15 protein-coding genes are annotated in these 14557 nt (G+C 58.1%); 8 read left to right on the plus strand and 7 right to left on the minus strand.

Annotated elements, in window-relative coordinates:
• The first annotated feature begins 121 nt into the window (after window positions 1–121).
• The 4 genes from BDE40_RS00775 to BDE40_RS00790 are packed head-to-tail and all read left to right on the plus strand — an operon-like array spanning window position 122 to window position 4617.
• Window positions 122–910: a transporter substrate-binding domain-containing protein gene (locus tag BDE40_RS00775; RefSeq protein WP_134011925.1), complete on the plus strand. Its 789-nt coding sequence runs from the start codon at window positions 122–124 to the stop codon at window positions 908–910.
• A gap of 7 nt (window positions 911–917) precedes the next feature.
• Window positions 918–1715, plus strand: coding sequence for an amino acid ABC transporter permease (locus tag BDE40_RS00780; RefSeq protein ID WP_134011927.1), 798 nt, complete (start codon window positions 918–920; stop codon window positions 1713–1715).
• 50 nt (window positions 1716–1765) lie between these two features.
• Window positions 1766–3793: a M3 family metallopeptidase gene (locus BDE40_RS00785; RefSeq protein WP_134011929.1), complete on the plus strand. Its 2028-nt coding sequence runs from the start codon at window positions 1766–1768 to the stop codon at window positions 3791–3793.
• Complete coding sequence (locus BDE40_RS00790; RefSeq protein WP_134011931.1) at window positions 3790–4617, plus strand: inositol monophosphatase family protein; 828 nt, start codon at window positions 3790–3792, stop codon at window positions 4615–4617. The genes BDE40_RS00785 and BDE40_RS00790 overlap by 4 nt, the downstream gene beginning before the upstream one ends.
• Window positions 4618–4637: 20 nt before the next feature.
• Here BDE40_RS00790 and BDE40_RS00795 read toward each other — a convergent pair whose 3' ends face one another.
• The gene (locus BDE40_RS00795) at window positions 4638–5138 is read right to left on the minus strand and encodes an SH3 domain-containing protein (protein WP_073143330.1); all 501 of its coding nucleotides are present in this window, start codon (window positions 5136–5138) and stop codon (window positions 4638–4640) included.
• Between the two features lie 115 nt (window positions 5139–5253).
• Here BDE40_RS00795 and BDE40_RS00800 point away from each other — a divergent pair, with 115 nt between their 5' ends.
• From BDE40_RS00800 to BDE40_RS00810, 3 genes are all read left to right on the plus strand, one after another.
• Window positions 5254–6240, plus strand: a complete 987-nt coding sequence (locus BDE40_RS00800; RefSeq protein ID WP_134011933.1) for a 2-hydroxyacid dehydrogenase — start codon at window positions 5254–5256, stop codon at window positions 6238–6240.
• Between the two features lie 105 nt (window positions 6241–6345).
• On the plus strand, window positions 6346–6540 hold the full coding sequence (locus BDE40_RS00805; RefSeq protein WP_073143335.1) for a CsbD family protein: 195 nt from the start codon (window positions 6346–6348) through the stop codon (window positions 6538–6540).
• Between the two features lie 3 nt (window positions 6541–6543).
• Window positions 6544–7053, plus strand: coding sequence for a pyridoxamine 5'-phosphate oxidase family protein (locus BDE40_RS00810; protein ID WP_134011935.1), 510 nt, complete (start codon window positions 6544–6546; stop codon window positions 7051–7053).
• 195 nt (window positions 7054–7248) lie between these two features.
• Here the strand turns inward: BDE40_RS00810 and BDE40_RS00815 are convergent, their stop codons facing one another.
• Both BDE40_RS00815 and BDE40_RS00820 read right to left on the minus strand, forming a co-directional pair.
• Window positions 7249–7833 carry a hypothetical protein gene (locus BDE40_RS00815; protein WP_134011937.1) on the minus strand — a complete coding sequence of 195 codons (585 nt, stop codon included), beginning with the start codon at window positions 7831–7833 and terminating at the stop codon, window positions 7249–7251.
• 159 nt (window positions 7834–7992) lie between these two features.
• Window positions 7993–8784, minus strand: coding sequence for a lytic murein transglycosylase (locus tag BDE40_RS00820; protein ID WP_134011939.1), 792 nt, complete (start codon window positions 8782–8784; stop codon window positions 7993–7995).
• Between the two features lie 177 nt (window positions 8785–8961).
• On the opposite strand from BDE40_RS00820, the gene BDE40_RS00825 reads away from it, so the two are divergent.
• On the plus strand, window positions 8962–11448 hold the full coding sequence (locus BDE40_RS00825; protein WP_134011941.1) for a GcvT family protein: 2487 nt from the start codon (window positions 8962–8964) through the stop codon (window positions 11446–11448).
• A gap of 78 nt (window positions 11449–11526) precedes the next feature.
• Here BDE40_RS00825 and BDE40_RS00830 read toward each other — a convergent pair whose 3' ends face one another.
• From BDE40_RS00830 to BDE40_RS00845, 4 genes are all read right to left on the minus strand, one after another.
• The gene (locus tag BDE40_RS00830; protein ID WP_246030318.1) at window positions 11527–11769 is read right to left on the minus strand and encodes a hypothetical protein; all 243 of its coding nucleotides are present in this window, start codon (window positions 11767–11769) and stop codon (window positions 11527–11529) included.
• Window positions 11770–11879: 110 nt separating this feature from the next.
• The gene (locus tag BDE40_RS00835; RefSeq protein ID WP_134011945.1) at window positions 11880–12956 is read right to left on the minus strand and encodes an NAD(P)/FAD-dependent oxidoreductase; all 1077 of its coding nucleotides are present in this window, start codon (window positions 12954–12956) and stop codon (window positions 11880–11882) included.
• The gene (locus BDE40_RS00840) at window positions 12953–13888 is read right to left on the minus strand and encodes an aldo/keto reductase (RefSeq protein WP_134011947.1); all 936 of its coding nucleotides are present in this window, start codon (window positions 13886–13888) and stop codon (window positions 12953–12955) included. Before BDE40_RS00840 ends, BDE40_RS00835 begins: the two co-directional genes overlap by 4 nt.
• Before the next feature lie 110 nt (window positions 13889–13998).
• Window positions 13999–14547 (minus strand): hemerythrin domain-containing protein, encoded by a 549-nt coding sequence (locus BDE40_RS00845; protein WP_246030319.1) that lies wholly within the window; start codon window positions 14545–14547, stop codon window positions 13999–14001.
• Window positions 14548–14557: the final 10 nt, after the last annotated feature.

Here is a 14557-nt window from a genome sequence, read left to right on the forward strand (position 1 = left end):
GGTCTCCTTCAAAACGATTGCCGAAGCCTGTCCGCTCCAAATCAAAGATGCAAGCCGCCTTGCCATTCTCTATGTGGGTCACATAAGTTCTGCCAAACAAACCAAACAGGGAACCTGACCCATGCTTCGTTTTGCTGCCGCGGCGCTCGCCGCTTTCACCGCTACTGCCGCCATCGCCGACGGGCATTTGCCCGATCTGGACGGAAAAGAAGTCGTCGTCGTAACTGAAAACGCCTATCCGCCGCTCCAGTTTATCGAGCCGGGAACCGGCAATGCAATCGGTTGGGAATATGATGCGATGGCCGAGATTGCCAAGCGGATCAACATTTCTGTCGTGTACGAGAATACAAGCTGGGATGCGATGATCCCTGCGGTGTCGCAGGCTCAATATGACCTTGGCATGACGGGTATTACCATCCGTGAGGACCGCAAGGAGAAGGTTGATTTCTCCGATAAATATATGACCTCGGCCATGTTGATGTTGGTACGCGGCGACGAGGAGCGCTTCTCCGACGCGGCTTCCTTCGCGGCGGATGAAAACCTGCTGATGGCGGCCCAACCCGGCACGACGCCTTTCTATGTCGGCGTTTATGACGTGCTCGACGGTAACGAAGAAAATCCGCGCATCATCAAGTTCGAAACCTTCGGCGCAGGTGTTCAAGCCTTGCGCACGGGCGACGTTGATCTGGTGCTGACCGACAGCACGGCAGGCTACGGCTATGCCTCCGCGTCCGAGGGCAAGTTGAAGATCGTCGGTGAAAAGCTGGGGACCGAAGATTTCGGTTTCATCTTCCCCAAAGGCTCTGAACTGGTCGCCCCGATCAACGCTGCCATCGCCGACATGGATAAGGATGGCACACTGGAAGCCCTGAACAAGAAGTGGTTCTTGGACTACAAACTCGGCGGCTAAACCACCGGTGCTTGGCCCGTCTAAACAATCGGACGACTTCCCCTATTGGTTGGTTCTTTTAGGGGGCGTCGTCGCCTATCTCGGCTATCAAGTCGTGGCGGACGATCTGTATTCCCAAGTGCTGGGCACTTTGGCGAAGGGCATCAAAATTACCGTTACCGTGACGTTAATCGGGTTTTCGATCGCTTCGGCGCTGGGGCTGGGGTTGGCGTTGATGTCGACTTCGCGCAGCATCATCATCCGCCAGATCGCGCGGTTCTATATCGAAGTGGTGCGGGGAATTCCAATCATCGTGCTGCTGCTCTATGTAGCCTTCGTGGTGGCGCCGGGTTTTGTTGCGCTAGTAAATTGGCTGCTGCAACCCTTTGACGCCGAGCTGATCCGAACCCGACAATTCCCCCTGTTGTGGCGGGCGACCATGGCGCTCGCTATCGGTTATTCCGCGTTCATCGCGGAAGTGTTCCGCGCGGGGTTGGAGTCAGTGGATCGCGGCCAGATCGAGGCGGGTCACACGCTTGGCCTCAATCGCTGGCAGCGGTTTCGCTACATTGTCTTCCCGCAAGCGATCCGCACGATCCTTCCACCGCTGGGCAATGATTTCGTCGCCATGGTGAAGGACTCCAGTCTGGTGTCGGTTCTGGGCGTTGGGGACATTACCCAGCTTGGCAAGGTGACGGCAGCCGGTAACTTCCGCTACTTCGAGACCTACAATGTGGTTGCCCTAATCTATCTTACGCTCACGGTGACCCTGTCCTTGGCCTTGCGCCGGTTTGAACGGCATATGCGCCAACCCGATCAGGACTGATTGCATCCGGCTCACAAGCGCATAGGTTAGGCGCAAAGGAGCTACATCCCATGAACAACCCTCTACTTGCCGATTGGACCACACCTTTCGGGCTGCCACCCTTCGCTGATATGTCCGACGACGACTTCGCCCCCGGGTTCGAAGCATCTCTGATGCAGGCCCGTGCGGAGCTTGCTGAAATCATCGAAAACCCCGAGCCTCCCACCTTCGAGAACACAATTGATGCGTTGGAGCTGATGGGCGAGGCGATGCACAAGGTGCTGTCGCCGTTCTACACATTGGCGGGAGTCGACAGCAATCCTGCCCGCGAGGCGTTACAGCGGGAGTTTTCACCCAAACTGGCGGCATGGGGTTCCGAAGTGTCGATGAATCCGGAGCTGTTTGCACGTGTTGATGCCCTCTGGCAGGACCGCGAGAAACTGAAGCTGACACCCGAACAGATGCGTGTGCTGGAGTTGACCCGCCGCGGGTTGGTGCGCGCGGGGGCGCAGCTGGAGGGTTTTGCCTTCGACCGCCTGAAACAGGTGAAAGAGCGTCTTGCCGTTCTTGGCACGCAGTTCACGCAAAACCTGCTCGCCGACGAGCGTGCGTGGTATATGGAACTTGACCCCGAAGACTTGGAAGGGCTGCCCGGTTTCGTTTTGGCAACGGCCAAGGCGGCGGCAGAAGAGAAAGGCGCGGTAGGCCATGTCGTGACCTTGTCCCGCTCCCTCATCGTCCCTTTCCTGCAATTCTCTGCCCGCCGCGACCTGCGGGAACGGGCTTACGAGGCTTGGACGTCTCGCGGTGCCAATGGCGGTGAAACCGACAACCGCTCCATCGCCGCCGAAATTCTGGCGCTTCGGGAGGAGCGTGCACATCTTCTGGGCTATGACGACTTCGCCACCTACAAGTTGGAAACGGAAATGGCCAAGACGCCAGACGCGGTGCGCAAACTGCTGATGGAGGTGTGGGAGCCTGCCAAAGCACAGGCCGACCTGGATGCGCAAAGTCTGGCCGCGATGATGAACAATGACGGTGTGAATGACGCGCTGGAACCATGGGACTGGCGTTATTATTCCGAAAAACGTCGCGCGGAAGAGCATGATTTGGACGAGGCCGAGCTGAAGCCTTACCTGCAGCTCGACCGCATGATCGAGGCAGCATTTGACTGCGCGACCCGCCTTTTTGGTCTGGAATTCAAAGCGTTGGATGTGCCGCTGCATCACCCCGACGCCCGCGCTTGGGAGGTGACCCGCAAGGGAGAGCATATCGCTGTGTTCATCGGTGACTATTTCGCCCGTAGCGGCAAACGCTCTGGCGCTTGGTGCTCCGCACTGCGCTCGCAACAAAAGCTGCGCGGCGACATCCGCCCTCATGTGATCAACGTGTGCAACTTCGCCAAACCGGCGAAGGGCAGCCCAGCTCTGCTCAGCTATGACGACGCGCGGACCCTGTTCCACGAGTTCGGCCATGCGCTGCACCAAATGCTATCGAATGTGACCTACGAGTCCATCTCCGGCACCTCCGTCGCGCGTGATTTCGTGGAACTTCCCAGCCAGCTCTTCGAGCATTGGCTCGAAGTACCGGAGGTCTTGCAAAAATACGCAACGCACGCGGAAACCGGCGAGCCGATGCCCGCCGATATGCTGCAACGTATGCTGGATGCGGCGAACTATGATCAGGGGTTTGCAACGGTCGAATACGTGGCCTCCGCGATGGTTGATATCGAGTTCCATTCCGGCGATGCGCCCGAAGATCCAATGACCATGCAGGCGGAGATCCTTGAAGGCATGGGGATGCCGCCCGCTATTCGCATGCGCCACGCAACACCCCATTTCGCCCATGTTTTTGCAGGCGACGGCTATTCATCCGCCTATTACAGCTACATGTGGTCAGAGGTGATGGATGCAGACGCCTTCGCAGCGTTTGAGGAAGCAGGAGGCGCTTTTGACGCGGCGACTGCGCGCAAGCTGGAAGACCACATCCTTTCGGTCGGAGGGCTTCGCGAAGCAGACGAACTTTACACAGAGTTCCGCGGTCGCCTTCCCGGTGTAGAGGCGCTGTTGAAAGGTCGTGGATTGGACAAGGTTGCATGAAACTTACATCCGAACAGTCCGACGCTTTGATCCAGATTGTCCGTGATGTTGCCGCGCGCGAAATCAGGCCGCTGTTCCGTAAACTGGACATATCGGACATCGGCAGCAAATCTGCGCCGGATGACTTGGTCACCGTCGCCGACCGAGCGGCGGAGCTGGCGATCTCCGCCGCTGTTCGCGACTTGCTGCCAGACGCCGCGATTGTCGGGGAGGAGGCCGTCTCTGCCGACAAATCAGTCCTTGACCGCGTGGGGCAGGGGCAGGTTGTGGTAGTCGACCCCATTGATGGCACATGGAACTTTGCGCACGGGATCGCCACTTATGGTGTGATTCTGTCTGTCGTGGAGGATGGTGAGACGGTTTTCGGTCTGCTCTACGACCCCAGCTATGACGACTGGATCATTGCTACGAAAGGACAGGGCGCATGGTTCTGCGATGCCGCTGGCAATCGCCGCCAGCTGACTTTGGAACGTCCGCCAACCGTTGCCGATTGCTTCGGTTATGTCGGAATGTATCTGTTCGAAAAGCCCCAGCAAGCACAGATCGCGGCGCAGCTTCCTGCGTTCCGGCGCACACAGTCCTTGCGCTGCGCATGCCATGAATACCGACTTCTTGCCGGCGGAGCGTCCCAGTTTTATCTGACAGGGATGCTCAATGTCTGGGATCACGCGGCGGGTGTTTTGATTTATCAGGAGGCGGGCGGCGTCGTCCGGCTTATGGATGGGCGCGATTACCATCCGACCATGCGGCAGGGCAGGTTGCTTGCGGCAACGTCGGAGGAGCTATGGCAAGACCTCGCGCAGCGGTTCTCGTTTCTGGGGTAGGGGAGCCAAGGGGCGATAACTTACTCGCGGATTTCACCCGGCATCAGCCCCCACAGCTTTTCGCGCGGCATCCAGCCTTTTGTTCCATCCAGAGTGACGCGACACCAATATTGGTCGCATTTTCCCAACCGCGCGACGACGCCCATTTCGGCATGGGCGACGATGTTTGATGCGGTGTCGGCCAGTTTGTAAATCGGGGTCAGGTCTTCCTCGATCAACCCGAATCTGGAGCCGCTCAACAACGTGTAGTGAACCCAGCCGCCCGCGCCATCACGGTCAACGACGCGACGCCAATGGCCGTGCTCGGCCACGATCTGTAGCGGCATATTGCGATGCTTGAATACCCAATCGATGCGATGGGAAAGCGACGGACCTCGTCGCACGTTTCCCTCGGATGCTTTCAGCGACACAAAACGTGGAAGGGGCAAATTGGTGACGGGACCGCGTTCGGAGGCGACGGCCAGTATAGGAGAACATAATAAGCATGCGACCAAAGCCGCAATTTTGATAACCCGTTTCATTGACCGTCCTGCTTGCACTGCTGCACTTGTTCTATTTGGGGCATTTCTAGCCTTGCCCCTTGGGCCGCGATCTTGTCACTATGGGGTTGGAATTTCCACTCAAGGATGAACACAAATGCCAAACCAGAAGCTGAGTGTTGTCGTCACGCGACGGTTGCCCGAACACGTTGAGACTCGCATGAAGGAGCTGTTCGACGTTACCTTGCGTCCGGACGATACTCCGATGAGCCGTGACGAGTTGGTTAATGCCGTGAAAACCGCAGACATATTGGTCCCGACCCTGACCGATAAAATTGATGCGGGACTGCTTGGGCAGGCAGGAGAGAAGCTGAAACTGATCGCGAACTACGGTGCGGGGGTAGATCACATCGACGTTCACACCGCCCGTCAACGTGGCGTTCTGGTGTCCAACACACCCGGTGCTGCGGCGGAGGACACGGCCGATATGACCATGGCGTTAATTCTTGCAGTGACCCGCCGCATTCCCGAGGGACTGGCGGTCATGCAATCGGGCAACTGGGAAGGGTGGTCACCGACGGCCCTCATGGGCGGCCGCATCGCGGGCCGCCGTCTTGGTATTCTCGGGATGGGGCGGATAGGGCAAGCCGTCGCGCGTCGGGCCCGGGCGTTTGGGATGCAGGTTCACTACCACAATCGAAAAAAGGTCCACGAAGGCATCGCCGACGAGCTGGAAGCCACGTATTGGGACAGTCTCGACCAGATGATCGCCCGTATGGATGTGGTATCGATCAACTGTCCGCACACGCCGTCGACCTATCACTTGATGAACGCGCGTCGTTTAAAGCTGATGAAACCGGACGCGGTGATCGTGAATACCTCGCGCGGCGAGGTGATTGACGAAAACGCCCTGACTCGCATGCTGCGTGCTGGCGATCTAGCGGGTGCGGGCCTCGATGTGTTCGAGCACGGCACCCAGATCAACCCCCGCCTGCGTGAGTTGAACAACGTCGTGCTGCTGCCTCACATGGGCTCCGCCACCCGCGAGGGGCGTCTGGAGATGGGCGAGAAGGTCCTGCTGAACATCAAGACATTCGCTGATGGCCACCGTCCACCAGATCAGGTCGTGCCGGGGATGCTGTAACTCTACTGGGGACCATTTCTTTCTAGTTTTCTCACCATGTCGCGGAACATTTGCCGCCCTTGGCGGTTGTCTAGTCATACCGTAACCGAATGAAAGGAATACGAGATGAACTGGGACCAAATCGAAGGCAACTGGAAAGAATGGAAGGGCAAAGCCCAAGCGAAGTGGGGCGAGCTGACCAATGACGAGCTTGACCAAGCTGAAGGCAATCGCGAGAAAATCGAGGGCCTGATCCAGCAAAAATACGGCAAGACTAAAGAAGAAGCGCGCAAAGAAGTCGACAGCTTCATGGCGAGCTAAGTCATGGCTGACACTGACCGCACCGAAACAGACGCCCGGGGTCAGCTTTTCGACCAACTCGACGATGTCCGTGCGGGCATGTTGGGGGTCGAGGGCTCCGGGCAACACATGCAGCCGATGACCCACTATTTCGACCGCGACACCGGCGAATTGTGGTTCATCACCTCCCGCGACACTGACTTGGTTCGTGGCATCGGGCAGGGCAACACGGCACATTTCTGCGTCCAAAGCACGTCGCAGGACTACTACGCCTGCCTGTCCGGCCCGATCCGCCAAAGTCAGGACCAGGCCAAGCTGGATGAGATCTGGTCCGCCGTTGCCGCCGCGTACTTTGAGGGCGGTCGCGAGGATCGAGATGTCTGCCTGCTGCACATGCCTCTGCGCGAGGCGGCGATCTGGTCATCCTCCGGCAACCCGTTCGCTTTCGGCATAGAGGTGCTCCGCGCCAACATGACCGAGGATACTGCCAAGACGGGCACGCACAAGGTGATCAATTTCGCGTCTGCGGCGTAGCCGAAAAAACTCCGCCCAATTGGACTAGTCACCTGCCGCAAATGAAGTAGTGCAAGGCTGTGACGTCTAGATTTGAGAACAATCTATGAGGCGGCTAATATTTGAGGCTCCCGAAAGTGATTTCGGGAGCCTTTTTTCCTATCTTGCGGATGTCTGCTTTGCGGACTTTGCTGTCGTTGAGAAAACGTCGTCTAGCTAAGTCCAAGATGTCTTGAGATCATAAAGATCGAAAATCTTGGTGGCACGGTTCAAGGCTTCGGTGTTTTCCGAATAGAACAGCACATTTCCTTCCCAAAATTCGACATAGTCGGTTGAGCCATTCGTAAGTAATTTGGCATCCCACCCTCCAACGCTGAGCAATGTGCAAAGCACAACCAACGCTTCGGCTTCCACATTTTGTTCATATTTTCCAGCCGTCTGATCCATCAAGTCATCAGAAAGTGGCCCCAAAAGTATCGCCGGGTTCTCAACTAGGTGATCAGATGCCAGACCCTCTCCTAAGACGTTGAGAAATTGATGCTTTTGGGACGGGAATCCATCCTCGAAATGATCAATCCATAACAGCCGATGCGAATTTTTTGGAAGCCAATCGGCCATCGATAGAAACACGTTGGGGAGTTGAAACGGACTTGGATCAAAGAGCCGCCCTATACGTTCCGACTTGTCCGCACCGTCACCTACTCGGTGCAAAAGTCGCCGATACCATGCGTTCTCCAAGGAAACTGCATACTTGTCTTCGCCCAAGTATTTTATCGCCTCGGTGATATTTAATGATTTCACTGCGACCTACTTGATCAACCTTAAGGTCATGTGACGATAGGTTGAGTGATAAAGCTAGTCAATTTGGGGCTCAAAGAGGCCCTTCGCAACTTCAAGTTGCACCATCCAAGGGAATGGGCCGTTCGCTTGGTGAGTAGCCCGCTGGTCAGGACGCGAGGCCTACCCGTCGATCTTCCCCGCCATAATGGCAATCGCCTTTTGGTAGACCCCCGCCGCATTCCATTGCTTGATCACCGCGAAGTTGGTCTGCCCCTCTTGGTAGCCAGCGCCGCGTTCCCAGCCTTTGCCCTTCAGAAAGTTCGCCGTCGAAGCCAAGGCGTCCGCCATATTGTTGAGGTCGATACGGCCGTCGCCATTCCCATCTTGACCGTATTTCAACACGTTGCCCGGCAGGAATTGCGTGTGCCCCAACTCGCCATGTTTTGCACCGATTGAGTTTGGTGAAATGATACCGCGATCTACAAGCTTCAATGCAGCCAGCGTATGACCGGTGAAAAACTCGGTGCGTCGGCAATCATAGGCCAATGTCGCGATGGAGGAGACGACATTGCTGTCACCCATAAACCGTCCAAAGCCGGTTTCCATGCCGTGAATTGCGATAATGACACCTGCTGGCACACCATATTTCTTTTCCAATGATCCGTAGAATCCGGCATCCTTGGCTTTGCGCTTGCGGCCTTGCGCCACAATCGTATCCGCTCCCCTAACTTTCAGAAATTTGTCCAACGAATATTTGAAGCTCTTCTGGTTTCGGTCGGCGGCGATAGTCCGCTTGGCATAGCTCGTTCCTGCCAATGCGGCCAAGCCGCGCTTGCCGACGCCAGCTTGCGCAGCCTCACCGGCGAAGGATGCTTTCCAGGCGTTGTACCCGTTGGCGTTGTTGCCGCATTGCGCGGCGAAAGAAGGGGAAGCCAGCGCAATTGCGGCAATAAGGACGGCGGAACGGAGCATGGTATAAATCCATTTGAGAGAATTCTGATCTGTAAAGACTAGCCACGCAGCGACCCCGGTGCAACTGGCGGAGCGCCCGCTTGTCGGAAACGGTGGATTTTGCGTCGAAAGATGCGCGGGGATCGGCGTTTGCCTTGCTAGACAGAGGCCAAGCAAGCCCAACGGGAGTCGGTTAGAATGAAAACGCATGTCAAAGCACTGGTCGTCGGCGGCGGTGCCGTCGGAACCTCGATCGCCTACCATCTGGGCAAGGCCGGTTGGGACACCATGCTGCTGGAACGCGACGAGCTGACCTCCGGCTCCACATGGCACGCGGCGGGGCTCTTGCCCTATTTCAACATGTCGTTCGCCACGACCCATATCCATGACTACTCGATCAAGTTCTACAAGCAGCTTGAGGCGGAAACCGGCCTGAACGCGGGCTTCTCGGTCTGCGGCAACCTGCGCATGGCCCGCACACAGGACCGTATGGACGAATACGCGCTGTACTCCTCCACCGCCGAAACCGTCGGTGTACCACATGAATGGCTCACCCCGTCCGAGATCAAAGCCCGCTGGCCGCTGATCCGGACCGACGATCTGAAAGGCGCAATTTACCACAACACGGACGGCTACATTAACCCCGCCGACGTCACCATGGCGATGGCCAAGGGCGCGCGCCAGCACGGCGTCACGATCGAGCGCAAATGGCAGGTCGACGGCTACGAGTGGACCGGCTCCGAATGGCGTGTGACCGTCACCAAGATGGTCGAAAAGGGCGGTAATCTTGTTGCCTCGGACGAGCAGACCGTGATCACAGCCGAACACGTCGTCACCGCCACGGGCAACCATGCGCAGCGGACTGCGGAGTTGCTGAAGATAAAAATCCCGGCCATCCCCGTTGAACACCAGTTCATCGTGATGGAGCAGGACCCCGCGCTGGTCGAATGGCGCAAGACCAACCCCGAACACCCCGTCATCCGCGACGCCGACGCGCAAAGCTATGTCCGCGAGGAACGCGGCGGCTGGATATTGGGCGTCTACGAGAAGAATGCGCCAGCCCGCTTTGAATACGGCGTCCCCGACAGCTTCCGCGCCGACCTGTTCCAGCTCGATCTGGAGCGGATCGAGCAGCAATATATGGAAATGATCCACCGCATCCCCTCCTGCGAGGAATGCGGCCTCAAGGACGATTTCAACGGCCCGATCTGCTACACCCCTGACGGCAACCCGCTGGTCGGCCCCGCGCCGGGCTTGCGCAACATGTGGCTGGCCGAAGGCTTCTCGTTCGGCATCACGGCGGCTGGCGGCACGGGCTACTACCTTGCCCAGATGATGGTCGAGGGCGAGGCAGAGATCGACATGGCCTCCCTCGACCCCAAACGCTACGGCTCCTGGATGACCACCGAGTTCGCCGCCCGCAAGAACGAGGAATGCTACGACCACGTCTACATCCTGCACCACCCTGACGAGGAACGGCCCGCAGCACGCCCCTTGCGCACATCGCCCGCCTATGACCGCCAAGCCGCCCGCGGTGCGCAATTCGGCTGGGTCAACGGGTGGGAGCGCCCCAACTACTACGCCCCCGAAGGCTTCAGCGACCACGACGCCCGCAGCTTCAGGCGCGGCGGCTGGTGGCAATACGCGGTAGAGGAGGCCAAGGCCATCCGCGAAGGCGTGGGCCTTGTCGACGCGACCGCCTTCACCAAGCACATCGTCAAAGGGGCAGGCGCTGCCGCCTTCCTTGACTGGTTCACCACCAACAAGCTGCCGAAGGTGGGTCGCATCAACCTGACCTACGCGCTGACCGACGCCGGCACCACGCGCACGGAATACACCATCGTGCGGCTGGCCGAGGACGAGTTCTATCTTGTGAGCGCCGGTGCATGGACCGCCTATGACGCCGACTATCTGCGCAAAAGCATTGAGGACATGGAACCTCAGTTCGGCCGCATCGAGTGCCAGGACGTCACCACCCAATGGGGCGTCTTCGCTATAGCAGGCCCGAAATCCCGCGACGTTCTGAACGCCGTGATAAAGGACGCCGACCCTTCTACGGCGCTTTCCAACAAGCGCTTCCCGTGGCTGTCGGCCAAGCAGATCGAGCTGGGCATGTGCCCCGTTAACGCTATTCGCGTAGCCTATACCGGCGAGCTTGGCTGGGAGTTGCACCATCCTATCGAGATGCAGAACTACCTGTTCGACCTTCTCGAAAAGGCTGGTGAGCCGCATGGCATGAAACTGGTCGGCGCGCGGGCGCAAAACTGGCTACGTCAGGAAAAATCCTATCGAGCTTTCGGCAACGAATTGGGCCGCGACGCGACCCCGATGGAAGCCGATCTGCCCCGCTTCGTTGATCTGGAAAAAGACTTCCGTGGCAAGGACGCGATGCAGGCTTTGGGTATCCGCTCCAAATGCGTGACGTTGCTGATTGACGGGCCGGACGATGCCGACCCGTGGGGCCGTGAGGCGCTGTATTCTGGCGACACCAAAGTGGGCCGCTTGACCTCCGGTGGATACTCCGTCGCGTTCGGCAAAAGCATCGGTATGGGCTACGTTAAACCGGAACTGGCCGAGGTTGGCACCAAACTGAAAGTCCGCATGCAACGCGAGCTTTGGGACGCCACCGTGGTCGAAGACAGCCCCTACGATTCCAAAAATGCAACCATCCGCATGGATGGCTGAGAGTCAGGGAGGGGGACAGAGTCCCCCTTCACCTTCTTGGGATATTTTTTGAGCTATACTCGGTTTTAGCTGAGTAACTTAGTCGCGCATTCGCCACAGCTTGATCCGGCGTCTAGCGCGCACGATCATACCCGCCAGTGGCCCGCGCAAGGCGGTGATGTCGACCGCAAGCAGCAAAAGCCCGATCGGCAGCATCCAGAAGCCGAAGACTGGCAGAATGGCCAGAAATCCGCCAATGATGAAGATCAAGGCGACCGGCACGCGGATGATCCACCAACCCCGAGCGCGGATCGCTTTCAGCGGGCGCTGTAGCGCAGGCATCGTCCTTTCGATGGCATCAAATTGACGCTCGAAACGACGAGTTTCGCGTGCACGCTTATGTGGATCAGGTGACATTATGTGGCTTCACCTATGACCGACTCTCGCACAATTCAATCGGTTGAAAACCGCTGGGGTGACAGGGACCGAACGGTGTCATTGTCGAGTTCAGGGGCGCGATTGGCCACTAGATCAGCAAGCAACTGGCTTGCGGCGGGGGCGGTTTGAAAACCGTACCCGCCTTGTCCTGCGCACCACCAAAACCCGTCCCGCTCCGACGCGCCGATGGCAAGGCAACGGTCCGGCGCGAACGTGCGCAAGCCCGCCCAGTTCGCGATCATCCGTTGCACCGGCGTGGTGACATGCTCTTCGTAGCGGGCAATCCCCTCTGCCAGCACCATATCGACGGCCCATGCATCCATTGGTACGACGGGCTCTTCATCGGCAGGTGAAATCAACACAGCACCCGCATCAGGCTTTGCGTACCAGTTTTCACCCGGTCCAAACAGCATCGGCCAGCGGGCAACATCGTGGCCGTCCGGCGCGGCGACCCGCGCCATGGAGCGGCGCATCGGTTGTAGCCCCAACGGGCTGACGCCTGCCAATTGCGCGATCTGGTCCGCCCACGCCCCTGCGGCGTTGATGATCTGGCGCGCCTCGTAATCTTCACCAGCCGACACGCGCCATCCTTGCGGTGTTTTCTCAATCGCCGAGACGTCCGCACGGGTCACGACCGTCCCACCATTGCCGCGCATGTGCCGAATGAATCGCTGTATCGCGGCGTCCGTGTCAATATCCCATGCATCCTCGTGATACCCAACTTGGGTGACGCGATTGGGATCGACGATTGGAAATAATTCAGCCGCTTCGACCAACGTTAAACGGCGCAACTGCATGGAGACCATGTCGGTCGTGAAGGCCAACTCGTTCCCCTCTTGGCCAAGCAGCATCATCCCGCGTGGAAGATCACGCGACCCGTTCACGTTCAGATGCCAGTCTTTACTCGCACGATTCAAGACGACCGTGGAGGGCTTGCCGTAGGTTTCCTCAAACATCGCCGCAGAGCGGCCGGAGGCGTGATAGGCCAAAGCGTCTTCACGCTCTAGCAGAGTCACGCTGCCCAAATCTGACAGGCGCGCTGCGGCTGAGGCACCGGCAATCCCGCCGCCGATCACCAGAAAATCAATCATGCTTCTTCAAGTCTATCGGTCGCCGGAGGCGGTGTTTGGCTCAGGGTGGTGACTTCGTCATACAAGGCTTCGCTCATTTCAAAATCCAGTGCTGCCAAGGACGGCGCAAGTTGTTCCGACGATCGGGCCGAAATGATCGGGCTGGCGACCTTGGCGTTCTTGGCGACCCAAGCCACGGCAAGCGTGGCGGCATCGGTGCCATGTTTCGCGGCGAGCGCGGGGAGCGCGGCTGCGGCCTCGTGCATCCACGCGACATTGTAACGGGCATTGTAGCGTGTGTCGTCAATGAGGCGTCCCGCCGCTTCATCGCTGGCGTATTTCCCTGTCAACAACCCGCCACCCAGCGGAGAGTAAGGGACAACAGCGATACCTTGATCAGCGCATGCGGGTAATATTTCGACCTCGGCTTGACGCTTCACCAGATTATACATGGGTTGAAGGACATCCACCGTGGTTCCCAAATCGCGGGCGACCTGTGCGGCCTTCATCACCTGCCATGCCGCGAAATTGGATATCCCGATGTAGCGGATCAACCCGTCTTCGCGCAATTCTGCGAGCGCCTCGAAGCTGTCCTGCAGAGGTGTCTGGGGATCGAACCGGTGCAAGTACAAAAGGTCGATCATATCGACCTTCATGCGGGAGCGGCTTTCCTCGAACGATTGCAGCACGTTGGCTTTGGTCGTGGGTTTGTCATACGCGATTTTGGTGGCGATCAGAACGTCGTCGCGTTCTGATTGCACGAAGCGGCCGAGCATCGTTTCGGATTGGCCGCCGGTGTAAACATAAGCTGTGTCAAAGAAGTTGATACCCGCGGTGCGGCAGTCTTCATACATCGACTGGCTGGCGACGATGTCGGCCTTGCCGCCGAATTGCATGGTGCCAAAGCAAAGCTTGGATGCGGGGGCCCCGTTGGCCGTGGTCAAATGTATCATGCGTTTGAACTTGGCAGAAAGATTTTGCTGTGGAAAGGGAATAGGGTGCGACTTGCAAAGGTCAGATACAGCCCCGAGTTGGGGGCTGTGTCTGTGGTTTGAGAGGATCGCTACCCCCGTAGTTTGTGATGGAGCAGGATCGGGACGACCAAATCCTCTTCGTCTACCAGATGTCTGGCCAGAAAGGCTTCGATCTCCGACGCAGTTTCAAGAAGCGCGCCGGATTCTTCATAGGCCTGTGCCTCGTCAAGCTGGGTGAGCTTGACCACGCGGTTGGCTTGTCGGGTAAAACGGTCCAGCACGTTGTCCAAAGCAAGATGATCGGTCTCCAACGTCTCCAAGCCAGCATCAAACCGGCCATCAGCGGCGGACAATTCTGGAAAGAAAGAATGGTCTTCCCATCCGTGATGCCCGTGCAGGTTTCTCACCAACAGGTTGCCGTAATACGCCAATCTGCCGGCGGAATCCTCTGCCGAACGGTCTTTGTTCAGATAGCTCTGGGTATTGAGGCGAACCTCCCGTCCAAGTTGTCGAAACATGTCATGAGCCCCCATCCAGTTTTGAATAGAAGCGGCGAAGTTCGGGTGACCCGGCCAAGCTTCGCGCGGGTAGTCCCGAAGCAGGATGCGCATTTCATCAGGCAGCGCATCCTGTCTCACAGTTTGATTT

The sequence above is a fragment of the Litoreibacter halocynthiae genome, from assembly GCF_004365635.1.
Classification (GTDB): Bacteria; Pseudomonadota; Alphaproteobacteria; order Rhodobacterales; family Rhodobacteraceae; genus Litoreibacter; species Litoreibacter halocynthiae.